Origin of the sequence: Streptosporangium sp. NBC_01755, from assembly GCF_035917995.1 — a bacterium.
In the GTDB taxonomy this organism is placed as follows: Bacteria; Actinomycetota; Actinomycetes; order Streptosporangiales; family Streptosporangiaceae; genus Streptosporangium.
In genome coordinates this window covers 946,943-968,902 of record NZ_CP109131.1, presented here as the reverse complement: position 1 = coordinate 968,902, position 21,960 = coordinate 946,943, and the positions used below count along the sequence as shown (strand labels likewise).

Genomic DNA, 21,960 nt, shown 5'->3' with positions numbered 1-21,960 from the left:
GTCAGGAGTCTGCTCCCGCGGTACCGGCCGTCGCCACTGTGCGGCGACGGCGGGGGATGGTGACCGGCAGCAGCACCGGAGGCGGGGCGCTGCTCTCCGCCGGAGAGCAGTCGTTCCTGTCGCTGTTGGGGATGCTCGCGCGGACCATCCCGCTGTCCCGGGCCGTAGGTGGGGAGATGGTCTCGGCCGGGGAGCAGTCGTTGCCGTCGCTGTCGGGGTTGCACGCCGTGCTGGGGCGTCGGCGCGGCACCTGGGCGAGCAGGTTCCGCCACGCGGCACCTGTGAAGATGTCCACCAGCGGCGTCCGGCGGACGTTGCCCGCCGAGGGCAGGAACCGCGACAGTACGCACATGCGGACTTCGCCGTCGCAGGAGATGGCGGCGCGACCGTCGCCGCACCTGCCGCACAGCTCTGCCACGTTCGGCGTTGTGCGTGCCGGTACGACGCCTCGGCCGACACCACGCACCCGGTCGACGCGGACTCGGGTGACGCCGAGCCGCTCCAGTTCAGCGCGGGCCTGCTCGGTGCGCTGCCCGTCGCCGAGGTCGATGATCCCGACTCGGAGAGGGATGCCGCGGTCGAGTGCCTCGATGATCGCGGCCCGGGTACGGGCATGGCTGCCTGCTCGCCGAGTGAGCCGGTCGTGCTCGGCAGGATCATCGCTGTAGTAAGAGGTCGCCAGTTCGACACCGGGTTGGGAGAGCACCTGCCACAGCGGAGGGGGGATGTGCAGGAGGTTGGAGAACACCTCGATCTGCAAGCCGTTGCCGATCGCATGGTTGAGCAGATGCGCGAAGTCGGGGTGCATGGTCGGCTCGCCGCCGATGAGCTGAATCTTGCGGATGCCGGCGGCCGGCGCGGAGGAGATGAGCTGCTGCCAGTCGGCGGTGCTCATGGTGCCGTGGCCCTCGGTGGGCCCGGAGTGGGCGTAACAGTGCGCGCAGATTCTCTAGGCTATTCATCGTTGTCGTCTTCGATCTTGTTTGGAGCGGTCGGTGGAGATGGAGCAAGAGGAGGTCGACAAGGCTCGCACCCGCCAGCGCGTCCCCGTTTTCACCACCGCGTTCATCGCCCGGTTCCAAAACGACCCGGACTGCGTCGCCGCCGAGACCGATCTGGACGTGGCCGTCATCAAACGGCTCCTGGTGGGTGAGCAGGACACGGTGCTGGCCTCCTGCACCGATCACCTCGCCAGCCCACACGCCGATCCCGGGCTGCCCTGCCCGGCTTCGTTCCTGTCCTGCCTGGACTGCGAGAACGCCCGAGCACTTCCCCATCAGCTGCCGGTGCAGCTCGCCGCGGCGGAGCGCATTGCGGCTCTGCGCCCGCACCTGGATCCGGTGGTTTGGGATACGCGTTTGCGGCCGCGGCTCGATCAGCTCGAAGAGATCGTGAACACCTACACCGCCGCCGAACGGGAGCAGGCTCGCCGTGAGGTGACCAGCCGCCAGCAGCAGATGATCGACGAGTTCCTGGAAGGACGGTGGGACCTACGATGACCATGGGAAACCTCGCGCTGTCACTCGAGCAGAACGTCCCGCGCTGGCCCGATGACGATGTGGTGATTCTCCGCAATCGCGTCGTCAGGCCCGGCACACCTCAGGAACGGCTGTCCAGGTTCGATGATGCTGTCTGGGTCCTGCACCCCGCGCACCCTGACGCCCACCATGGCGTCAACAGCCTGCACTGGGAGAGGTTCCCGCCGCACCTGGTCTTAGTGTTCAAGACGTTCACACTGGCGGTCCTGGACCACCCCTATCCGCCGGTCCTGGCGATCGAACGGCACAGCCAGCGCATGGCCATCGACACCGTCGCTCTTACCCTCAGGGACCTGCGGGTGTTCGCGCAGTGGATGGCCGATCAGGGCTTGGAGAGTTTGCCGGAGGTGTCGGGCAGCAGGCTCGATGCCTACCACAGTCACGTGCTGGCACTGGCCACGTCCGCGTCACGTAAGGCCAGGCTGCTGAACTCCATCCGGATGTTGTGGGGTTACCGTGATCTCCTCCCCGAGCAGAGCAGACTGCCCGAGGCCGCCCCGTGGAACGGGGCCAGCGGTCACGGTCTGGCCATGGTCCCGCCCCGGGGAGGCGGCAACAAGACCCCACGGATCGCCCCGGCGACCATGGAATCCCTGCTGGCCTGGTCGCTGCGGATGCTGGAGGACTTCGGTCCCGACATCGCCGACGCCTGGGAGGAGTACAACCAGCTCTGCGACGGCACTCACTCGTCCCAGCGGCGCTTCGCTGGCGTTGCCCGTCGTGACTGCCTGGCGATCTTTCTCGCAGACGCGAGGGCGGAAGGAGTTTCACTGCCTGGCCGGCTCGGCCAGGATGGCGCCGTTGAAGTCGACGAAGCACATTTGCTGCGGCTTTTCGGCGGCAGGCGCGGCCGTCTGGGAGTTCGCTTACTCCGGCAGGTGCGAGAATCCGGGCTGCCCATCGCGGCCGGCAGTTTCCTCGGCACCATCGGTGGGCAGCTCGACGGCCGACCATGGCGGGATCGTCCGATCACCGTCGATGAGGTTCATGATCTGGTGCGGTTCCTCACGGCGGCCTGCTTTGTGATCGTCTGCTACTTGTCCGGGATGCGCCCAGGCGAGGCTCTCAACCTGCGGCGAGGTTGCCGGGATACCGATCCGGACACTGGCCAGCTCCTGCTGGTCGGTCGCGCCGGCAAGGGAAGCGACCGGCTGCCCTCGACCGGCGCCGACGATGTCTTGACGCGGCCCTGGGTCGTTGTCGCTCCTGTCCACGGCGCGATCGCCATGCTGGAGCGACTTGCCCCGCACCCCTTCGTGTTCCCCGCCAGCATCGTCGCCGCCCAGGGCAGGCGCAGCGCTGACCAACACGCCCGGGTATCCCGCTACATGACCCGTGACCTGGAGCAATTCGCCAACTGGGTCAACACCGCCTTCGCCGGCCCGGACGGCGAATCACCGATCCCGTCGGACCCGACCAAGCACATCCATGCCAGGCGCTTCAGAAGGACCCTCGCCTATTTCATCGTCCGCAAGCCGCGCGGGCTTATCGCCACTGCTCTTCAATACGGACATGTCAGCACGCGAGTGACTTTGAATTACTCGGGCACCGCCGACACGACATGGATGGAGGACCTCGCGGTGGAGCGGCTGGAACTGGTGCTGGAGCAGACCGACCGCGACTGGACGCTCCTGGCGGGCGGCGAGCACGTCAGCGGTCCCTCCGCAGCCGAATACCGTGACCGGATCGCCCGCGCCCGCAGGTTCGAGGGCCGGGGCGTTAAGTCGGCCCGCAACCTGGAACGGCTCTTGGCCCAGGCCGACTCCAACATCCACCACGGCGAGGCGATGACCTGCGTCTGGCGGGCCGAGACCGCGGCCTGCCGCAAAGCCAAGATCGAGCAGGGGCTGCCCTCCGACGACGCCCCCGACGAATCAGAATGCCGCACGACCTGCCAGAACCTGGCCTACACCGACCGTGACATCCAGCAGATCCGCCAGGAGGCAGCTGCGATGGAACAGGCTGCCGCGGACCAGCTCACACCCCGCCCGATCCGTGACCGGGCAGCCGCTCGTGCCGCGCAACGACGAGCGATCATCGAACGCCACCAAGCCTCCCGGCCCACAGCCGGAACGACCGAAGGCGAGGACCAGTGAGCCGTACTCCCCGGGAACGGGACGCCGAACACGCTACGATCCGGGCCGCCGCTGACCGGCTGCTGACTGGGACGCCGCTGAGGTCAGTATCGGGAAAATTGACCGTCAGCGAGCTGATCACCGAGTCCGGGCTGCGACGCGACGTCGTCTACTCCGACTACCGGGACCTGGTGGAGGAGTTCCAGGCTCGCGTCAAAGTTCAGGACTCTACCCCGCTGGCGATGCAGGATCTCGCTGAGCAGAACGCCAAGCTGAAGGAGAAGATCACCGAGGTTGCGGCCGAGCTCGCCAAAGAACGAGCCGCCGGGACCGCGCTACGCAGGGCGGTCGCTGAACTGTCTCTTGAACTCCAACAGGCCCGTGAAGAGCTCGCTTCGGTGGGGAACGTCGCTCGGCTTCCAGTTCGCGGCGGTGGAGAACTGATCGGACCGTGCTGACGCAGCGGAACAGGCTCCCGAACTGGATCGCTGCTGGTCGCGCCGATATCGTCCCAGAATGCGCATCCGCCAGTACGTCTACTTCGCGCTGTTCAGTCAGCGCATCTCCGCAGAGGAGATAGCGACGTGGCTAGGCATCGCACCCGATGAGATTACGATCCGCGGAAGCCGCCGCACCGCACCGGCAATTCCAGTCAGCCACAGTTGGAAGATCGTATGCCGTGAGCCTGGTCTGAGCGTCGATGAACAGATATCCCGCGTGCTGGACCGGCTCCGGCCTCACACCGACCGCATCGCCGAACTCGCCGAACGTCTTCGGGCCGAGAACGAGGAACACGCCGGCGCTGTCCTGGAGGTCGTGCGCTACCTAAACGATGACGAGGAAGACCCCCAACTCAATCCCTCAGACACCCGGCCCCCAGCGCCACCGGACGAGCCCAACTTGCTCGGCTGGCACCTCGACCGAGACGTGCTGGACTTCCTGACCGCCACCGGCGCCGCCCTGGACATCGACGAGTACGACCTCACCCCAGACGAGCCTGAGCCGACGCAGGTGCAGATCGAGCGAGATGCTCTACGTCGGGAACTGGGGGACCTTCGTGCATGGCTTTCCCGGAAGTTGGACGTCCTTCGCCGAGAGCCCGGTCCGCAGGAGATCACAGTCCTCAGCGTTCCGTCCGACCGGGAGATCCTCGCGGAGATCGAGCGGCTTCGTGTCGAGGTGGCGGCCTTGAGACAGCCTGAAGACGCCCCTGATCGGCGGTGGCTGGAGATCGACGAACTCATCCTCGCGCGCACTAATATCCAGGCGCTCCAGCAAATCCGCACTCTGTTCGAGTGCACCCTGCACGAAGCAGTGGGCCTGCTCGATGAGCGGTATCAGACGCTCCGACACCAGCGTCCCAACGGGTTCACCGAGGATTCTCACGAGCAAGAGCGACATCCGCTGCTGCCTTCACCAGACAGACAGCAAGCCGACAAAACTGATTCCGACAACGGGCTTGCCTAATGAACGCAGACGAGCTGGCAGCGGTTCGTGAGTTCGAGTTCGAGGAACTCGACGGACGCCGGTGTGAGCGGGGAAAGAGGATCGGTGACCATCATGTGCCCTTTCCGGTTGGGGGAACGTGCCGTGCCGTGAGGTGCGATGTAGTGCGCCTCCGCCCTCTGCTGGGAGGGCGCCGCCGTGGCGACCGTGGCTTCCGGCTGCGTGTAACGGAGCCGTTGTGCAAGCGGGGACGACGGCGCGGCGGCAGGTGAGCGGATGCCCCTGACGGTAGGAATCAGCGCATGCGAGGTTCAACGAACTTGCAGGTGCTTGCACAATTCACTGGGTAAGAGCATGTAGCGCGGCCGAGATCAGGGCCCGCGCGTCGGCGCCGTACACCGCGAGTTCGGCGAGCTCGGTGAACGCGCGGCTGTACATGTCGATCTCGCTGGGCCGCGTCACCGTCAAGTACCCCGACACAAGTTCCACGGACACCTGCTCGGCGCCGAAGATCCAGAATCCTTCGACGGTCCACCGCATCGGAGTCCGATCTGAGCCGAGCGGAATGACACCGAGGCTGACAGACGGCAGGGACGCCACCACGGTCAGGTGGTCGAGCTGGGCGGCCATCACCTCCCTGCCCCCGATCACCGAGCGCAGCACCGTCTCTTCCACGAGGAACGCGAACTGATGCCCGCCTTCGTGGAGAACGCGTTGCCGTTCCATTCGGGCCGTGACAGCGGCATCCACATCATCGGGGATCGACCGTCGTTGCATGATCGCCCGCAGGACCGTGGTGGTGTAGGCACGTGTCTGGATGATCCCGGGGACCAGGCTGGGCGCGTAACTACGGAAGCGACGGGTCCGCTCGTACAGCGGCAGCTGCGCTTCCTGTGCCTGCCGCAGGCCGGCCCGTTCCATCCGTTTCCACTCGACCCACATCGAGTTCACTTCACGCGCCGCGGCGATCAGGTCGGGAATCTGGTCCTCGGCGTCGCACACCCGGCACCAGACGCGGATGTCGGCGTCGGCGGGCGGTGTCTTCGCGTTCTCGATGCGGGAGGTTTTCGACTCATGCCATCCGGCCGCCGCCGCCAGCGCTCGTGCGCTGAGATCTGCGTCGAGGCGGATCTCCCGCAGCCGACCGGCCAGGGACTGCCTGGCCGCGCGAGCGCTGGAGGAGACGGACGAGGACACGAGAGGACACTAAACGATCAGGTGGGCTGATAGTCCTGGTGGGGTGTCGCACGTTCCCAGATCGTGTCGAATGCCGCCAGAAGTCGCTTGGCCAGAGCTTCGTCGGCTCGCCGTTCAACCCCGTCGGCGGGCCATGTGCCGTCGCCGGTGAAATGGTTGAACACGACCACTGATCCATCGAAGATCCACAGGTCGCTGCCCGGAACGAGCAGGTCGGCGGCCTGTCGCCGGGGCAACCAGCGGACTTCCTCACCCGCGGCGATGTTGTGTGCGGCGGTGATGTCGTACTCGTAGCGGATGTAGTCGGTCACCGGTTCGGACACGATCCGGGCCCGCCGTACCCGGACACCCCGGGCGACCGTCGCGACGATCAGATCGAACCAGTCGCTCCAGCGTTCGGCCGGGTCGAACCGGTCTCCCGCCATCCAGGCGAGGTAGTCGGGATCGTTCGGGGTGTAGACGTCCCGGAGCTCCAGGTGCACCGCTGAGGAGCGGGCTGTTCTTAGTCCGTCACGGATGTCCGATGCCATTGGTCGCCGCCTCTGTCGTGCCGTTCACCTCGGGGAAGAACTGCATCATCACCGCTGGGAGCCGGATCACCGTCTCGTGGCCGGGGATGTCGCCGGTCTTCCTGCACTCCTCCAATGTCGCTTCGTCCACCTTGTACGACTGGACGATGTAGTCGCCGGTCTCCTCGTCGATCCAGACCGTCGGAGAGCCGTCGTTCGGAGTGCCGGGATTGATGCCCAGAAACCGTAGCGCCATGGTGACCTCCACCATCTGAGGTATGCACGGACTTGCACCAGCTGACCTTTACCCGGTGTAGCGAGCCGGTAAAGGCTTCCGACCCGTTGACCGCTGTTCTGGCCGGAGCCGGACACGTCGGCGGGGAGATGCCCGGGGTCTTACCGGTCGGTGCGGGGGCGCAGGGCTCCGCCGGTGAGGCCGTCGCGGGCCAGTGAGGTGGCGCGGTCGCTCAGTTCGGTGAGTTCCCTGACACGCCGTTCGAACTCGTCGAGGGTGCGGAAGGCGGTGCCGTACAGCCGCTGGTCGTCGATACTCATCTGCGGGATGCGCGAGCCGCGGATGTCGGTGCGGAAGCCGCCGCTGGCGCTGGTGGAGTGCCGGGTGTTCGCGGTGCTGCGCAGGAAACCGTGCAGGTAGTCGGTGTCGAGCTGGTCGCTGGTGGAGACGGCCTCCCCTTCGACGATCTCGACGAGTTTGGCGCGGGCCAGGTCGGCCACCCTGACCGTGGCGCCCTCAAGGTAACCGGGGCCGGAGCTGAGCGGCGGCAACAGGTCCAGCAACTCGTGGAGCCGGCCCACTAGGGCCGCGCGGATGGACGTGTACTCCGCGAGATGGTCGGTACGGGCTGCCGCGATGTGACGCGCGGGGGTGAGATCCACCGTTTCGTCGAGCAGGTCGATCAGCGCCACATCCACGACTTGGTCCGGAGCAGGGGCGAACGGGCCGTCGGGGTCGTTGGCCGTGAGGTCCGTCATCCGGACAAAGGAGGCCGCGCCGTCGGGGGAGGAGGGCCGGGCCAGCAGCCAGAGGTGCACGGGCTGGGCGTGGGAGGCGACCATCCCCGCCGGTAGCGCGACGAGCTGGGTGAGGATGCCGTGCCGGACGAGTTCGGCGCGGATCCGGCGGCCCGCCTTGCGGTAGGCGGCGGAGGCGGAGGCCACGAAGATCGCCCTGCCGCCGGGGGCGACGTGCGCGTAGCAGTGCTGCAACCAGGCCAGCTCGCCCTCCGCCCGGGTGGGAACGCCGAACTCCCAGCGGGCGTCGAGCAGCAGGTCCTCGCGACCCCAGTCGGGTACGTTCACCGGCGGGTCGCACACCACGAGGTCCGCCCGGAGCTCCGGGCAGTGGTCCTCACGCAGTGAGTCGCCCACCCTGATCGTCACGCCCGTCCTCCCGGCGAGCCTCGTACGGGACTCGGCGAGCCGGGCGGCCGACGAGTCGATCTCCTGCCCGGCCAGGGTGACCTCGGGGCCGTTGCCGAGTGCGAGGAGCAGGGAGCCGATTCCACAGGCGGGGTCGAAGACTGTGCCGCTCACCGAGCCCGCGAAATGTCGCACCGCACGGGTCAGGCGAGAGGTCGACACCTGCTCCGAGCCCACCCGGCCCGCCGAGTCGATGAGGCGTTCGGTGAGCCCCGCGACAACCTCGGCCGGTGAGCTCTGCGCGGCCAGGTCCTTCACCGGCGACCGAATCCCGGCATCCAGCGATGGGGCGGACCCGGTGGTGAACAGCTCGGCGACGTCGGCGAGGCCGCGCGTCATGTCGTCGCCGTACATCCCGCGCAAGGCCTGCCAGACGAGCACCTCGCCGGAGACCTCGCCGCCCCTGCGATGCCGGTCCAGCCAGGTCTGCACCTCGGACAGGGCGAACAGGGCGTTGTGCGCCCCGCCGCCGACCGGCGTGGGAAAGTCGGCGTGCCGCCTGCGCCAGTTGGAGACGGCGGCCCGTGTCACCCCGGCCAACTTCGCGATCTCCGCAGCCGAGACCAGGGAATCGGCACTGGCCTGGGAATCGGCGTTCATGGGGAAACAGTACACGTGGTGGTAGGAAGCGCCAGGTAATGGGTGCATTGACATCGTCAACAGAGATACCCGACGACACTTGTGCCGCATCGCGGACTGAGTGATATGGAGGTGTATCGCCCCATACTCTTTGATCACTGTGATGGACCAGGCCGGGCGCGGGACAGCGGTTTCAGATCGTCAATTTCAGGGCATCCAGCATGACCGCCAGGAAGGCCGTTCCTCGGGCGCCGTCGCCTCGCTCCCTTGGCTGGAGGGTCAAGCGTTCAACCTGAGATCAGCCGCCGAGGTCGGCTTCGATGTCGCTCAGGGCCTACTCAGGGAGTACAAGCTCGGCTGATCCCCCGTGGACCCGCCGCCGTAGTCAAAAGATGAACTAGTTTCTCCTTCTCTCTTTCCCCAGAGCTGCATCGGGGGCTAGATTGCTGGTTCTTCGGGGGGTCGGCATGCGGTTGCGGTCGAATCTCCTATGGAGTGAGGTGCTTTGGTCATGTCATATGACTTCCACGGCATGACGTTCGTCATTACGGGTAGCACGAGGGGAATCGGCGCCAGTACCGCCCGAGCCGCCGCGAGCCACGGCGCAAACGTCGTGATCAGCGGTACGAGCGAGCCGGCGGGTAAGTCCGTCGAGGGCGAAATAGTGAAGGCCGGGGGCCAAGCGATCTTCGTCGCCTGCGACCTGCGGGACGAGGAGCAGGTGCGGATGCTGATGTCCCGCGCCGTCGAGGTCTACGGCGGGATCGATGTTCTGCACAACAACGCCGGCATCAACGAAACGGCGTTGAGCAGCGCCGTGTCGCTGGAGGACATGACGGTCGAGACTTTCGATCATGTCCTGGACGTGAACGTACGTGGCGCGTGGCTGTGCGCGAAGTACGCCCTGCCCCATTTGAAGTCCAGCAGGCGCCAGCCGTCGATCATCAACACCGGCTCGACCGGTTCGTTCGCGGCGTTTCCCGGTTGCATCGCCTACGGCGTGAGCAAGGGCGGCCTCAGCCTCTTGACGAAGAACCTCGCCCTGGACCTCGCGAAGTACGGCATCCGGGTCAACGGCATCGCCCCCGGCGTCACCGAGACCGAGATGGTGGCCGACTACGTGAACGCGGCCGCCGACCCCGAGGCCCGCAAGCGAGCGATGTCCGGGATGCACCTGGTGCCCCGGCTCGGCCGACCCGAGGAGATCGCAGAACTCGTCTGCTTTCTCGCCAGCGACAAGGCGTTGTTCGTCAACGGCGTCGAGTGGCTGATCGACGGCGGCACGCTGGCCTGGCGGGGGAACTCGGCGTGAAACCGGGGTCTCGGGAGCCAGCGGGTCAGCCGAGCCGGGTCAGCCCGCCGGCCGCGCGTTCGATGATCAGGCACCGGTCCTCGACGTAGTCGATGCCTGCCTGTTCGGCGATCCGGCGCGCCCGGAGGTGTGGTCAGCGCTTCAGGTTCACGGTGCGGTCACTCCTACCGGGGAAGGACATGATCAGCAGGTGCTGGGAGTCGTCGCGCTCGGAGACGCGGTAGTGCAGGCGGATCCGGTAGTGGCCCTTGCCCACGCCGGCGAGGTTGGACAGGGTTCGCCGTCCATCTGGTCGGCGAGTTCGATCCGGCCGGAGGAGGTGCCCAGGCCGAACTCGACCACCCGGTCCCAGCCCCTGGTCTCCACCGGCGGACGACGGCGGTAGAGCTCGCCGGTCACGCAGACGTCCATGTCGGAGTCGACCAGCACGTTGACCACCCCCTGGGCCACGGCCACCAACCCGTCCTGCTGCGCGGCCTTCAGCAGGTCGAAGCTGTACTCGGCGGGGTCGACGTCATTGGGAACGGTGACGTCGCCGTACCCCTCCAGTACGCCGTAGTCGGTCCAGGTCCGCTCGCGGAACACCTTGACCGGTCGGAGCCTGGGCCGGTGCCGGGGCGCCTCGTCGCACTTGCGCTGCTCCTGGGCCTCCCACTCGTCCGCTTCCCGGCTCTGCTGCTCGCGCTGCGCCCGCACGTCCGCCGCCGCCGCCCGGGGCAGATCCCGGTCAGGGAGCCCGCCATCGCCAGAACGTGGACGCCGTCCCGCTCCTGAATGCGGGCGATCTCCGCAGGATCCCTTCTGATGTAGGCCCCGCACAGCCGCCGCCCGAAGGCCAGCAACTCCCGGTCGGGCAGCCGTTTGTAGGGTTCGTTGCCGCTCTGCCGCGCCGCGCAGACGAAGTCGCTCGCGTCGGCGGGGCAGGCGGACACGGCCCCCGGCGCGCGATCGGTCACCGGAAGGAACGCCAGGAGCACCAGCGCGACCAGCGCCACCCCGGTAAGGAGGGCCGCGGCCCACCAGCGCCAGGAGTTGCGTGACACCCGCAGGAACTTACTGGTGTGGGACGACACTTTGCGCCGTCCCGCAATGTCGGTGGCTTCTGCTGGGATGAGCGCGACATTGCCGACGTGGAGGAGTGCCGCGTGGAGCGTGAGGCATGGAAGCCGTTTCTGAAGCGCTGGAGCGAGGAGTGGCTCGCCGTCCACGACGTGGAGCCGCGCTCGGCGTTCGAAGAACCGGTCACCGACGACTGGCTGGGCTTCCCGCCCGCCTCCGCCGAGCAGGTGGCCGCGGCGGAGGAGCGACTGGGGTGCGTGCTGCCGCCGTCGTTCCGTGAGTTCCTCCTGGTGACCGATGGCTGGCGGGACGCGGGTAGCTTCGTCTCCCAGCTACGTGGCACCGGTGACCTCGGGTGGCTGCGCGACCTGGATCCGATGTGGGGCGAGATCTACGACGGCCTCTATGACGAGAGGAGGACGACGCCGATGAGCCGGCCAGCCTGCGGTGGGGTCTGCTGATCTCACTGGAGGCGGACGCGGGTGTGCTGTTCCTCGACTCGCAAGACGTGGACGAGCGCGGGGAATGGGCCGCTTACGAGCTTTTCAGCTGGAGGGCCATAGGCCCGGAGCGGCACGGCTCCTTCTATGAGTTGATGTACGACCTGTATGCCGGCTTCCACACCCTGGACCGCCCGCAGTGCCAGACCCAGCGTGACTGGGACGCGAAGATCGAGCAGGCCCGTCTGGCGAGCCTGGCGGGCGAGGTCGACGGGCCGCTGGCGGTGCTGGAGGAGGCCGCGCGCTTCGGCCGGGACCGGGCCAAGGTCCTGCTGTTCCAGATGCGGGCCATGTTGGGCGTCGGCGACGCGATCGAGTTGATCGATTCGATGCTACGGCGCGGCATCAAACTGACCTGGATTTTCGACGCTGACTTCCTGACGGCCGAGGTCCTGCCCATCCTGTTCGCCGATCACAAGCGCGCCGCTCGCTGGCGTACCCAGTCCACCCTCGTCAGCCTGGTGAAGCGCGGATCCGAACCGGTCCAGCGGCTGATCGCCGATTATCGGGCGAGGGCGAGTGAGCCCGGATTCCGGGTCTGCTTCGGCGAGTCGGAGTTCGATGACGCGGTGCGTGCCGCGATCGCCGACCACACCGGGGACGACGCCTGGCCGCTCCTGCGCGACGCCCTGTCGATGTGGCGCCCGATGAGCGATGACCACCTCGCGCCGATCGCCCTGCTGGTCGACCCTCGGATCGCCCGGTTGATCACACCGGAGCGGGGGCGCGAGATCCTCACCATGCGACGCGGCTGACCCGCCGATCATGCCCTGGCCGTCCCGGCCAGGGCATTCGTCGTGCGGCTCACCTACCCGTACGTGGGACGCTGCGGCCAGCCGGGTGGGGAGTCCTCCCAGTCCTGCTGCCGGCCGTACGGGGTGAGGTCGAGGATGTTGTTGGCGAAGAGGAGCCGGTCCACGCCGCGGGAGGTGGTGTTGTAGGTCCGGTAGACGTCCTCGCCGTCGCGCAGGAACACACTCAGCATGAAGCCGCGACCGGCGCCGCAGTCGTCCGCGAACGAGGTGCCGTGTGAGGACACGAACGGCAGGGTCCAGCCCATCCGCGCCTTGTACGCCTCGATCTGGGCGAGCGGCATGTTCGACACGGTCACCCAGGTGACCCCGATCTCGGCCGGCCAGGCCAGCCCGGCCACCGGGACGTTGTTCGTGAACCCGGTGCAGCCCGGGCAGTAGTGGTCCGGCCCGTTGTCCATGAACTGGTAGACGACCAGCTGGTCCCGGCCCTCGAACAGGTCGAGCAGGGTCTTCGGGCCGGTGGGCGTGTCGAACGTGTACCCGTCGGCGAACTTGACCATCGGGAGGCGGCGACGTCGCGCCGCGAGCGCGTCCTGGGCGTGGGTGGCCTCCTTCTCGGCCTTGAGCAGCTCGTCGCGAGCCTGCTGCCATTCCTCGGCAGAAACGATCCTCGGTTTCTCCATCCGCCGATTGTGCTCCGCGGTACCGACAAAATCCCGCGTCATCTTCGCCTCGCCTGCCCGAGACCTCTGGCAGGCGGACCCAACAGGCGGACCCAACAGGCGGACCCAATCAGCACACCACCACCATCGTCATCATCCATGAGGCAGGGCAGCCCGGCTGACTCCTCGATGTGCCGGAGCCTTGCTCACCACCCACGGTAATCACGCCCTACCAGCGATTGCATCAGTGCACTGCCGCTGGTCTTCTACAGATAACGAGTGGGGGTGAGGGGTGCTCAAAATCAAATTGTTGGGGCACCGTTGTTCGGTCATCTGGGGAGGCGACGGAACCAATGGCGGAAGCCTGCAGTTGCAGCCCGTCGCGGCCAGTCTGCTGGCCTATCTGGTGCTCCAGCGGGAGCGCCCTCAGCCGCGCGACGTAGTGGCTGCGGCGTTCTGGGGTGAGATGCCGACCGCCGAGGCCCGGCGGCGGCTGAACACCGCGCTCTGGCGGCTGCGGCGGGTGATCGAGCCCGCCTATGTGCCACGCGGCACATATCTGCTGGTCGAGCCGTCCGGCGCGCTGTCCTTCAACTGCCGCAGCGACGCCTGCGTCGACGTCGCGCGGTTCGAGACCGCGGTCACCCCGATCCTCGGGCGCGCGACGACATCTGCGGCCGACGCCGAGCGGCTCGCCGGCGCGGTCGGCCTGTACGCCGGCGACCTGCTCGAAGACGTTGACGACAACTGGGTGATCCTGGAGCGGGAGCGACTCCGCGAGCTGCACATCTGCGCACTGGCCCGGCTCGTCACCTGGCATCGGGCCGCAGGCGAGCCTGACGCCGCCCTGCGGTTCGGGCAGGCGATTCTCGATCGGGATCCGCTGCGCGAGGATGTCCACCGCGCGATGATCGAGATGCACGCGGAGGTGGGACGCCGGGCGCAGGCGCTGCGTCAGTACGAGATCTGCCGCAGGATCCTCTCCGAGGAACTCGGCGTGGACCCGCTGCCGGAGACGACCGCCGCGGCGCGGATCGCGGCCGGGACGTACACGGCGGCGGTCCCGGGGAACGACCATGCCGCACGGCTGATAGATCACTTGACGCGGGCGGAGGACGAGCTGCGCAGCCTCGCCGACGTGCTGAAACGTGCGGTCGACGAGCTGCGCGCGCTCGCCGCGGGAACCACCGGTGAGGTCCTGAAGGTATCCGGTGATGCCGTGGAGATGTCTCGGAGATAGCTGGGTGACGCCGCCTGTCTACAAAGGCTGCATCGTCACCTGAAGGAGGCGTCCATGCGAAGGCTTCTCGGACACGGCATACGTGCGTTCCTGGTGCGCGTGTACGTCGAGCCCCGGGAGGTTCCCGGGGCAGTTCCCCGGCTGGCGGCGTGGGTGCAGGATCTGCGCACAGGAGATGGGCACTACGTGCGGACCATGGACGAGATCGAGGCCTTCATCCGGCAGGCGCTGCAGGAATCCGGTGCCGACGTCTCCGACTGGTGGCCGGCATGATCGACGAGGTGACCCGGACCCTTGTCGAGGTCCTGGAGACGCGCTCGGGCCTGGATCCCGGCTGGGTCGAGTCCAGCTCGTTGGACAGCGGCACCACGCTCACTGCGAACAAGCTGCACATCTGCATGTACGCGATCGACGAGCACCCGCACCTGCGCAACGCGCCGCTCGTCAGCACCTCCGGTGGGTACGAGCGCGCGCCGCTCGGCGTCCGGCTGAGCTACGTGATGGTGTACAACAGTACCGATCATCTGGAGGTGCAGACCCGGCTGGCCCGCGTCGTGCAGGTCTTCCACACCGTGCCGATCCTCGGCAGGGAACTGCTGCGCCCCGCGCTTCTGCCGCTGGTGGAGCGCCTCACAGTGCGCCTCTACAGCCCGCCCTTCGAGGAACGCACCGGTCTGTGGACCGCGTACGAACGGGGCATGCGGCTCGGCCTGTACTACCAGATCGATGCGGTGCTCCTGGCCCCGCTCGCCCCGGAGGGCCACGTTGTGATCTCCGAGCACCGCATCGAGTACACCGAGGTACGCCCGTGAAAGAGTCCGCCACGCAGGCGCTGCGGCACGAGGTGCGCGCGCTGCACGCGGTCACCGGCCGCCCGCTGCTCGTGCGTGCCGCGTTCACCGGCCGCCCGCCGCCCGGCTGGGCGCTGCGCACCCTGTTCGGCCGGGTCGTGGTCACCGAGTCGACGCGCGGGGCGGAGCTCGCGCCGTCGCCCGCTCCGGCGGCCCGGCTCCGGTTGGAGGTGACCGACCCGGAGGTCGCCGTACGGCTGGCCGCCCCGGTGGCCGAGGTCGCCCTCGGTCAGCCGGTCGTGACGCACCTGTTCGCCCCCGTCCCGTCAGTGCTGGAGGTTCGGCTGATCACGGCCGGCGGGCCGAGCACCGGCCGCGCCGTGGTGGCGCGTCCGTCGGCCGGCCCGGACGTGCCATTGCCCGAGCAGCCGGGCGAGCCCGGGACCTACAGGTCCGTCCCGGTCGGATGGACCGCGGAGTTCCATCCCTTCGAGATCCGTGTCGACCTGCTGCTGCTACGGCGGGCCTTCATCGACGTCGGCCGCCCGACCACCCGCATCCGGCTCATCGACACCACGTGAGTAGGAGACCACCGTGATCAGCTATCAGTCGCCTGGCGTCTACATCGAAGAGGTGCCGGCCGGGCCCCAGCCCATCTCGGCCGCGCCCACCAGCGTGGTCGCGATCGTGGGCACGACCGAGAAGGGCCCATACCTGGAGCCGGCCAGGGTCACCGGATGGCAGGAGTTCAAGACGCTGTTCGGCAACCCCGTCGAGGGCGGCTTCACGGCGGAGGCGGTCTTCGGCTTCTTCGAGAACGGAGGACCGGCGGCATACGTGGTCCGCGCCGACCCCTCCATCGGGGCCAGGTGGGACGTGCTGCGCGGTGACGCGACGACCGTCGCGTTCACGGTGGACGCGTCCTCGCCGGGGGACTGGGCCAACGACCTCGACATCGTGGTGACGCCGGACACGAGCGCGGGCAGCGGGCAGTTGTACGCGAGCCGGCTGGCCCTGAGCGGCAACCAGAACATACCCGCGGGCGCCACCACGAGCACGCTGTCGGTCGAATCCACCGTCGGGATCTCGGCGGGCGATCCGGTGCTGCTCATCGGGCCGGTCGGGGCACCGCGGGCAGGGACGGTCGACGCCGTGCAGCCGGGCGCCCTCACGATCGGCATGCCCGCCGGTTCCGCGCTCGACCTGCCGGCGGGGGCATCGTGGGTCGTGGCCGCACCGCCCAACACGGCGATCTCGCTGCGGTTCGCCGCGGGGACCGGATTCCAGCGCGGAGACGTACTGCTCGCGATCACGCCCTCGATGAACCGGCGGTCCGTCGTCGTGGACGCGGCGGCGTCCGCCACGCCCGGCATGTCGCTGACCCTTGCCGCCGCGCTCGGCGGGAGCGGGGCGCTGCCGGCCGGAGAGTTCGCCCCGCGGGTGGTCCGGCTCGTCGGCGAACTGACCGCGCCCACCACGCCCAACCCGCGCAACGTCCCGCTGAGCGGTCTAACCTGGCGCGACGCCCCCGCGCCGAGGATCCAGGACATGGCCGCCGGGCACGAGGGCGTCGCGTCCAACGGTCTGGTCGCCGTGTGGCAGAACAACCGGCTGGAGTTCCCGGCCGCGCCGCCGATCGGGTCGATCGAGGTGGACGCCCGGCTGGTCGCGCACCTCTTCCACGAGGACGTGGAACTCGTCGGTCCCACCCGTACGGACCTCGCGCAGCGGTACTCGTTCCTGCCGAACGGAACCGTGCTGCGGCTCAACCGCTCGATCGGCGCGCCGCTGGACCTGACCCGCGACACGGCCGCCGCCGACGGGTGGGCCCCGGCGGGGACCGACCCGGCCGGCGAGACCTGGATCTCGGCCGACGTGCGGCCACCCGCCGACGCCCGCAACGGTGTCGTGGTGCGCGTCGCCCGCCCGCCTGTCGTCGGCGACGACTTCATCGAGCTCGGCGCCGCCGGACGGCACCGGATCACCGGCGTGAGCCGGACGGGGGGCAACGTCCACGTCGTCACGATCGGCGGCGCCGCCCCGGTCAACGCGAGCGGTGAGGCGGGGCCGTACCCGCTGCTGGCGTTTCAGACCACCCGCCTCGTGCCGTTGCGCTTCGCGCTCAAGGTGTTCGAGGCCGGGGCGCTCGTGGAGAACTACCCGCAGCTCGCGCTGCATCCCGATCATCCGAGGTTCTACCACCGGGACGCATTGGTGAACGACCTGTCCGCGCGGATCCGGGTAGACGCTCCGAAGGCGGGGGCCGTCTCGCAGACCAACCTGCCGGCGCTGGCCCGATCCACTCGCGCGGGCTCCGACCGGGTGGCCGGGGCAGGGGACCTCAAGGACGGCCTCGACGCCCTGGAACGGGTGACCGAGCCCGCCATCGTGATCTGCCCGGACGTGCTCACACTCGCGGACGACCTGTCCCAGGTGGACGTGATCGGGGCCATGGTCACGCACTGCGAGCGGTTCCGGCGGTTCGCCGTCGTGGACGCCCCGGCGGACCGTGCCACCGACCTGGACCTCGCGCGGTGGCGGGAGACCAGTGTCGCGAGCACCCAGGCGGGTACGTACGCGCCGCATGTCCTGATGCTGAACCTGGACTCCGCAGCGACCCGGCGAGTCGTCACGGTGCCGCCGAGCGGCTTTGTCGCCGGCGTCTTCGCCCGTACCGATCGGGAGCGCGGCGTGCACAAGGCGCCGGCCAACGAGCGGGTCCGCGGGATCGTCGGGTTGGCCGAGGACTACACGCAGCGTCGGCAGGACCTGCTCAATCCCGCCGGAGTGAATCTCATCCGCGCCTTCCCCGGGCGGGGCATCAGGATCTGGGGGGCCAGAACATCCTCCGCCGACGGGCAGTGGCGGTACGTCAACGTCCGGCGGCTCTTCAACCTCATCGAGACGTCGGTGGAGAACAGCACCCAGTGGGTGGTCTTCGAACCGAACACGCAGAGCACGTGGCTGCGTATCCGGGTGTCGGTGGAGAACTTCCTCGACCAGCTCTGGCGTGGCGGCGCGCTGGCGGGAACCACGCCCGAGGAGGCGTACCGGGTCCGCGTCGGGCTGGGGGAGACCATGACCGAGACGGACGTCGACCTCGGCCTCGTGATCACCGAGGTCGCGGTCGCTCCGGCGAAGCCCGCGGAGTTCGTCGTCTTCCGGTTCAGTCACAAACGGCTCGCCGAGTAGGCCGATCCTGGCCGATTAGGGAGATAGGCCATGTCATATCCATTGACGTCGCTGCACTTCGAAGTGAAGTGGGGCGACTCGCAGAACACCTCCAGCTTCTCCGAAGTGAGCGGGCTCACCATGGAGGCCGACGCGATCGAATACCGCGGCGGAGCGGACCGGGCGCTGACCGTGCGGAAGATTCCCGGCCTGCGCAAATACGGGAACGTCACGCTCAAGCGGGGGATCGTGCCCAAGGGGGAGAAGAGCGGCGGCATCGGGCTGTACGAATGGTTCAACACGATCAGGGCGGGGACGGTCGCCCGCCGGCCGGTCACCGTCAGCCTGCTCAACGAGGCAGGCGACCCGGTCATGACCTGGAAGATCAAGGACGCCTGGCCGGTCAAGATCGAGGGTCCCGGGCTGAACGCGACCGGGAACGAGATCGCCATCGAGACGCTGGAGTTCGCCCATGAGGGCGTCGAGGTCATCGTCGGCTGAGCGGCGGCCCACGCCGCGAGTTCTCACCACTGGGAGGGCTGACGGGTGACCATCGAGTACCCGTACCTGGCCGCGTCGTTTCGGCTGCAGATCGACGGGATAACCATGATCGACTTCACGGAGTGCACCGGCCTGGCCGGGGATATCGGGGTGGAGGAGTACCTGGAGGGCGGGGAGAACCGCTTTCCCCACCGGTTTCCCTCCCGCGCGTCCATGCCGAACCTCGTGCTCAAGCGCGGTGCCACGGCGGATCGGGGGCTCTGGGACTGGTACGCGGAGTATGCGCGGACTGGGCAGATGCGGCCACGGGACGGCGAGGTGCTGCTGCTGGCCGGCGTGGACGGCGTGCTGACCCCGGTACGGGTATGGGCGTTCCGCCGCGGCTGGCCGGTCAAGATCACCGGCCCTGATCTCAACGCGATGTCCGCCGCGGTGGCGATCGAGTCGGTGGAGATCGCCCATCACGGCCTGTCCCTCGTCCCACTGAGCGTGTGACGCATCGGAGCCAAGGAGAGTGAACGATCGATGAGCGTGGTGATCGGCGAGGTCATCAGCGAGGTCGTGCTGAGCGGCGGGTCCGCCGCGCACGGCGCTGACGCGCCCGGATCCGGACCGGCCGGAGACGACCCGGACGACGCCCTGGTGGAGCGGATCGTCCGGCAGGCCACCGAGCGGGTCCTCGAACGCCTCCGCCGCGAATGGGAGGGCTGAACCGGTGACTCTGGACGAGAACCAGCTGGCCAAGCTGACCATCGAGGTGTACCGAGACCAGCGGTACACCGAACTCGCCGGGATCTGGAAGGCCCTGTTCAATCCGACCGAGCTGGCGTTCAGTCGCAAGAACCGCTACAGCAACGAGCAGCCCGCCGGGGCGAGCCGGCCCGCCACGTCGTACGCGGGCGGCGAGCCCGACCAGATCTCGATCGACTTCTTCTTCGACGGCACCGGTGTCGTCGAGGGCTCGCAGACGGTGCGCGCGCGGCTGAACCGGCTGCTCGACCTCACCCGGTTCCAGTCCGATACGCACATGCCTTACTACGTCCACCTGTACTGGGGGGACTTCACCTTCCGGGGGGTGCTGACCGCGGCGGAGGTCGCCTACCAGCTCTTCGACCGGGCGGGAGAGCCGTTGCGGGCCAGGGTGAAGGCCACCTTCCAGGAGGTGATCGAGCCCGAGGACCTGGCCCGCGCCGAGCGCCGGGAGTCGCCGGACCTGTACCAGACGTGGCTGGTCAGCGAAGGCGACACCATCGACGCGATCGCGCACCGCGTGTACGGCTCGCCCGATTACTGGCGGCCGCTCGCGGCGGCGAACCGGCTGGTCAACCCGCGTCGCCTGGATCCGGGCGACGTGCTCATGCTGCCGCCCAAGGTCTCGGGGAAGGCGGGGTGAGAAGGCCATGACCACACCGGCGGCACCGGCGACCTTCCCGATGGACGCGATCCCCGACCGTCCCGACTTCGTGCTGCGACTGGACGGCCGGGACGCTCCGGCGTCGCTCGCGCTGGACGTCCTGGAGATCGATGTCAGCGAGGAGGTCAACCGGCACGGGCGGGCCGCGCTGCTGCTGCGTAACTGGGATGCCGACACCCGCCAGGTGCGGTATTCCGACGGCCTCGTCCTGGCCGCGGGCGTCGAGATCGAGATCTCGCTTGGCTGGCGCGGGAAGCTGTCCACGGTCTTCACCGGGGTCATCACCGGCGCGACGGCGCGCTTCGGCGAAACGGCGCCGACCATCGAGGTCGCCTGCCGGACGCGCAGCTCCCTGCTCGCGGCCGTCCCCCGGGCGCGGGTTTACGAGAATGTGACAGACGGCGATGTGGCCGGCGACATCGCCTCCAGATACGGCCTGTCCGTCGCGGCGGGCGAGGGGATCAGCCAGCCCCAGATCGCCTTCGCCGGGCAGTCGGACTGGGACTGGCTCGTCCACAGAGCCGGGCAGCTCGGCTGGGTGACCTACGTGCGCGGCACCGAGTTGGTGTTCGGGCCCGCGGCCCGACCGGGCGACTCCGGCGATGATGAGCTCACCCTCGAGTACGGGACGACTCTGCGCGAGCTACGCCTCACGGAGGATCTCGCCGGGCGCGCGGATCCGGTCACGGTGAGCGGCTGGAGCCCGGCGGATCTGGAGTCGGTGACCGCCGACGCCGGCAGTCAGCGGGCCGAGCCGGAAAGCGACGGGCGGCCGGTTCCCGCCGACGCGCTGGGCCGGGCGGGCTGGCCGTTGCGCGAGCGGACGATCGCCACCGCCGGTGACATCCCCGCCGACGAGGCCGATCGGCGTGCGGTCGCCGCCGCCTCCACGGAGGTCCTGCGCCGACTGAGCGGGACCGGCCGCACGCTCGGCCTGCCGAGGCTGGCCGCGGACGGCTGGTTGCGGATCACCGGGATCGGCGACCGGCTCGGCGGCCGCCACTACGTGAGTGCGGTAAGGCACCGACTGGGACGCCGCGGGTACACCACGGAGTTCCAGCTCGGTTACCCGCGGCCGCTTCTGCCGTCGCCGCGCGGGGACGTGCCGGCGGGTGCCGGCGGCGTGGGCGGCCTGCTGCTCGGGGTGGTCACCGATCTCGACGACCCGCTCGGCTGGGGACGGGTGAAAGTGGCGTTCCCCTGGCTGGACCAGGCCCTTGAGCCGGTCTGGGCGCGCCTGGTCACGCTCGACGCGGGGCCTTCGCAGGGGACATGGTTCGTTCCCGACATCGGGCAGGAGGTGCTGGTCGGCCACATCGGCGACGATCACTGCTTCCCGGTCATGCTGGGCGCGCTCTGGAACGGGCGGCAGGTCCCGCCGGAGCGGATGGACGCGCGGACGAACGAGATCAAGTCCGTGGTCACCCGATCCGGTCACCGGCTCACCTTCGACGATCACGAGCCCGGCGCGGTCAGCCTGAAGACGGCGGGCGGCCACAAGCTCGTGCTCGACGACGACGGCGGCACGATCACGCTGACCGAGAAGGGAGGGGCGGCCTCGATCACGCTCGGGCAGGACGGTGTCTCGATCGTCGCCCAGCAGGGGGACATCACGCTGTCCGCGCCCGCGGGCGCGGTCAAGCTCGCGGCGTCACGGCTGTCGTCCAAGGCCAGCGGCCCCGCGACGGTGGAAAGTGCGGCGAGCCTGGAGCTGAAGGCCACGGGCTCGCTGTCCGTCTCCGGCGCGATAGTACGGATCAACTGAAAGGGA

25 protein-coding genes are annotated in these 21,960 nt (G+C 68.6%); 18 read left to right on the top strand and 7 right to left on the bottom strand.

Translation table 11 applies throughout. The features are described from left to right. Nucleotide 1: 1 nt before the first annotated feature. Nucleotides 2-946, bottom strand: coding sequence for a radical SAM/SPASM domain-containing protein (locus tag OG884_RS04115; RefSeq protein WP_326646850.1), 945 nt, complete (start codon nt 944-946; stop codon nt 2-4). A 49-nt stretch (nt 947-995) separates the two neighbouring features. Here OG884_RS04115 and OG884_RS04110 point away from each other — a divergent pair, with 49 nt between their 5' ends. The 4 genes from OG884_RS04110 (at nt 996) to OG884_RS04095 (ending at nt 5,080) form a co-directional block, all read left to right on the top strand. Next, complete coding sequence (locus OG884_RS04110; protein WP_326642296.1) at nt 996-1,499, top strand: hypothetical protein; 504 nt, start codon at nt 996-998, stop codon at nt 1,497-1,499. Beyond that, on the top strand, nt 1,496-3,634 hold the full coding sequence (locus OG884_RS04105) for an integrase (protein WP_326642294.1): 2,139 nt from the start codon (nt 1,496-1,498) through the stop codon (nt 3,632-3,634). The genes OG884_RS04110 and OG884_RS04105 overlap by 4 nt, the downstream gene beginning before the upstream one ends. Nucleotides 3,635-3,732: 98 nt before the next feature. After that, nucleotides 3,733-4,071 carry a hypothetical protein gene (locus tag OG884_RS04100; RefSeq protein ID WP_326642292.1) on the top strand — a complete coding sequence of 113 codons (339 nt, stop codon included), beginning with the start codon at nt 3,733-3,735 and terminating at the stop codon, nt 4,069-4,071. Between the two features lie 58 nt (nt 4,072-4,129). Then, the gene (locus OG884_RS04095; RefSeq protein ID WP_326642291.1) at nt 4,130-5,080 is read left to right on the top strand and encodes a DUF4279 domain-containing protein; all 951 of its coding nucleotides are present in this window, start codon (nt 4,130-4,132) and stop codon (nt 5,078-5,080) included. A 318-nt stretch (nt 5,081-5,398) separates the two neighbouring features. Here the strand turns inward: OG884_RS04095 and OG884_RS04090 are convergent, their stop codons facing one another. The 4 genes from OG884_RS04090 to OG884_RS04075 all read right to left on the bottom strand — a co-directional run bounded on the left by OG884_RS04090 (nt 5,399) and on the right by OG884_RS04075 (nt 8,805). After that, nucleotides 5,399-6,256 (bottom strand): DUF5753 domain-containing protein, encoded by an 858-nt coding sequence (locus OG884_RS04090; RefSeq protein ID WP_326642290.1) that lies wholly within the window; start codon nt 6,254-6,256, stop codon nt 5,399-5,401. A 17-nt stretch (nt 6,257-6,273) separates the two neighbouring features. Next, nucleotides 6,274-6,786 (bottom strand): DUF6879 family protein, encoded by a 513-nt coding sequence (locus OG884_RS04085; RefSeq protein WP_326642288.1) that lies wholly within the window; start codon nt 6,784-6,786, stop codon nt 6,274-6,276. Continuing rightward, entirely contained in the window at nt 6,767-7,021 is a 255-nt protein-coding gene (locus OG884_RS04080; RefSeq protein ID WP_326642286.1) for a hypothetical protein, read from the bottom strand. The genes OG884_RS04085 and OG884_RS04080 overlap by 20 nt, the downstream gene beginning before the upstream one ends. Nucleotides 7,022-7,161: 140 nt before the next feature. Continuing rightward, nucleotides 7,162-8,805: an N-6 DNA methylase gene (locus OG884_RS04075; RefSeq protein ID WP_326642283.1), complete on the bottom strand. Its 1,644-nt coding sequence runs from the start codon at nt 8,803-8,805 to the stop codon at nt 7,162-7,164. A gap of 142 nt (nt 8,806-8,947) precedes the next feature. Here OG884_RS04075 and OG884_RS04070 point away from each other — a divergent pair, with 142 nt between their 5' ends. Then, nucleotides 8,948-9,145 (top strand): hypothetical protein, encoded by a 198-nt coding sequence (locus tag OG884_RS04070; protein WP_326642281.1) that lies wholly within the window; start codon nt 8,948-8,950, stop codon nt 9,143-9,145. Between the two features lie 150 nt (nt 9,146-9,295). After that, the gene (locus OG884_RS04065; RefSeq protein ID WP_326642279.1) at nt 9,296-10,096 is read left to right on the top strand and encodes an SDR family NAD(P)-dependent oxidoreductase; all 801 of its coding nucleotides are present in this window, start codon (nt 9,296-9,298) and stop codon (nt 10,094-10,096) included. Nucleotides 10,097-10,279: 183 nt separating this feature from the next. On the opposite strand, the gene OG884_RS04060 is transcribed toward OG884_RS04065, so the two are convergent. Then, nucleotides 10,280-10,792 carry a hypothetical protein gene (locus OG884_RS04060; RefSeq protein WP_326642277.1) on the bottom strand — a complete coding sequence of 171 codons (513 nt, stop codon included), beginning with the start codon at nt 10,790-10,792 and terminating at the stop codon, nt 10,280-10,282. Nucleotides 10,793-11,157: 365 nt separating this feature from the next. Here OG884_RS04060 and OG884_RS04055 point away from each other — a divergent pair, with 365 nt between their 5' ends. Together OG884_RS04055 and OG884_RS04050 are read left to right on the top strand one after the other, a co-directional pair. Continuing rightward, nucleotides 11,158-11,616, top strand: coding sequence for an SMI1/KNR4 family protein (locus OG884_RS04055; RefSeq protein WP_326642275.1), 459 nt, complete (start codon nt 11,158-11,160; stop codon nt 11,614-11,616). Nucleotides 11,617-11,639: 23 nt separating this feature from the next. After that, nucleotides 11,640-12,410, top strand: a complete 771-nt coding sequence (locus OG884_RS04050; RefSeq protein ID WP_326642273.1) for a hypothetical protein — start codon at nt 11,640-11,642, stop codon at nt 12,408-12,410. Nucleotides 12,411-12,463: 53 nt separating this feature from the next. Here OG884_RS04050 and OG884_RS04045 read toward each other — a convergent pair whose 3' ends face one another. Then, entirely contained in the window at nt 12,464-13,093 is a 630-nt protein-coding gene (locus OG884_RS04045) for a DUF899 domain-containing protein (RefSeq protein WP_326642271.1), read from the bottom strand. Nucleotides 13,094-13,364: 271 nt separating this feature from the next. Between OG884_RS04045 and OG884_RS04040 the strand changes: the two genes are divergently transcribed. The 10 genes from OG884_RS04040 to OG884_RS03995 are packed head-to-tail and all read left to right on the top strand — an operon-like array spanning nt 13,365 to nt 21,954. Next, entirely contained in the window at nt 13,365-14,312 is a 948-nt protein-coding gene (locus tag OG884_RS04040; RefSeq protein WP_326642269.1) for an AfsR/SARP family transcriptional regulator, read from the top strand. 54 nt (nt 14,313-14,366) lie between these two features. Next, the gene (locus OG884_RS04035; RefSeq protein ID WP_326642267.1) at nt 14,367-14,585 is read left to right on the top strand and encodes a hypothetical protein; all 219 of its coding nucleotides are present in this window, start codon (nt 14,367-14,369) and stop codon (nt 14,583-14,585) included. Then, nucleotides 14,582-15,124: a DUF4255 domain-containing protein gene (locus OG884_RS04030; RefSeq protein WP_326642265.1), complete on the top strand. Its 543-nt coding sequence runs from the start codon at nt 14,582-14,584 to the stop codon at nt 15,122-15,124. The genes OG884_RS04035 and OG884_RS04030 overlap by 4 nt, the downstream gene beginning before the upstream one ends. Further along, entirely contained in the window at nt 15,121-15,684 is a 564-nt protein-coding gene (locus OG884_RS04025; protein ID WP_326642263.1) for a hypothetical protein, read from the top strand. Before OG884_RS04030 ends, OG884_RS04025 begins: the two co-directional genes overlap by 4 nt. Before the next feature lie 13 nt (nt 15,685-15,697). After that, nucleotides 15,698-18,295, top strand: a complete 2,598-nt coding sequence (locus OG884_RS04020) for a phage tail sheath family protein (protein ID WP_326642261.1) — start codon at nt 15,698-15,700, stop codon at nt 18,293-18,295. A gap of 30 nt (nt 18,296-18,325) precedes the next feature. Continuing rightward, nucleotides 18,326-18,775 carry a phage tail protein gene (locus tag OG884_RS04015; RefSeq protein ID WP_326642259.1) on the top strand — a complete coding sequence of 150 codons (450 nt, stop codon included), beginning with the start codon at nt 18,326-18,328 and terminating at the stop codon, nt 18,773-18,775. Nucleotides 18,776-18,820: 45 nt separating this feature from the next. After that, complete coding sequence (locus tag OG884_RS04010) at nt 18,821-19,270, top strand: phage tail protein (RefSeq protein WP_326642257.1); 450 nt, start codon at nt 18,821-18,823, stop codon at nt 19,268-19,270. Between the two features lie 30 nt (nt 19,271-19,300). Next, the gene (locus OG884_RS04005) at nt 19,301-19,486 is read left to right on the top strand and encodes a hypothetical protein (RefSeq protein ID WP_326642255.1); all 186 of its coding nucleotides are present in this window, start codon (nt 19,301-19,303) and stop codon (nt 19,484-19,486) included. Nucleotides 19,487-19,490: 4 nt separating this feature from the next. After that, on the top strand, nt 19,491-20,168 hold the full coding sequence (locus tag OG884_RS04000; RefSeq protein ID WP_326642253.1) for a CIS tube protein: 678 nt from the start codon (nt 19,491-19,493) through the stop codon (nt 20,166-20,168). Nucleotides 20,169-20,175: 7 nt separating this feature from the next. Continuing rightward, complete coding sequence (locus OG884_RS03995; protein ID WP_326642251.1) at nt 20,176-21,954, top strand: phage baseplate assembly protein V; 1,779 nt, start codon at nt 20,176-20,178, stop codon at nt 21,952-21,954. Nucleotides 21,955-21,960: the final 6 nt, after the last annotated feature.

Bases quoted from the DNA above. Each gene is read 5' to 3' on its own strand.
- OG884_RS04105 (WP_326642294.1), top strand. From the start codon at position 1,496: ATGACCATGGGAAACCTCGCGCTGTCACTCGAGCAGAACGTCCCGCGC.
- OG884_RS04095 (WP_326642291.1), top strand. From the start codon at position 4,130: ATGCGCATCCGCCAGTACGTCTACTTCGCGCTGTTCAGTCAGCGCATC.
- OG884_RS04085 (WP_326642288.1), bottom strand. From the start codon at position 6,786: ATGGCATCGGACATCCGTGACGGACTAAGAACAGCCCGCTCCTCAGCG.
- OG884_RS04080 (WP_326642286.1), bottom strand. From the start codon at position 7,021: ATGGCGCTACGGTTTCTGGGCATCAATCCCGGCACTCCGAACGACGGC.
- OG884_RS04075 (WP_326642283.1), bottom strand. From the start codon at position 8,805: ATGAACGCCGATTCCCAGGCCAGTGCCGATTCCCTGGTCTCGGCTGCG.
- OG884_RS04070 (WP_326642281.1), top strand. From the start codon at position 8,948: ATGGACCAGGCCGGGCGCGGGACAGCGGTTTCAGATCGTCAATTTCAG.
- OG884_RS04065 (WP_326642279.1), top strand. From the start codon at position 9,296: ATGTCATATGACTTCCACGGCATGACGTTCGTCATTACGGGTAGCACG.
- OG884_RS04045 (WP_326642271.1), bottom strand. From the start codon at position 13,093: ATGGAGAAACCGAGGATCGTTTCTGCCGAGGAATGGCAGCAGGCTCGC.
- OG884_RS04035 (WP_326642267.1), top strand. From the start codon at position 14,367: ATGCGAAGGCTTCTCGGACACGGCATACGTGCGTTCCTGGTGCGCGTG.
- OG884_RS04030 (WP_326642265.1), top strand. From the start codon at position 14,582: ATGATCGACGAGGTGACCCGGACCCTTGTCGAGGTCCTGGAGACGCGC.
- OG884_RS04015 (WP_326642259.1), top strand. From the start codon at position 18,326: ATGTCATATCCATTGACGTCGCTGCACTTCGAAGTGAAGTGGGGCGAC.
- OG884_RS04005 (WP_326642255.1), top strand. From the start codon at position 19,301: ATGAGCGTGGTGATCGGCGAGGTCATCAGCGAGGTCGTGCTGAGCGGC.
- OG884_RS03995 (WP_326642251.1), top strand. From the start codon at position 20,176: ATGACCACACCGGCGGCACCGGCGACCTTCCCGATGGACGCGATCCCC.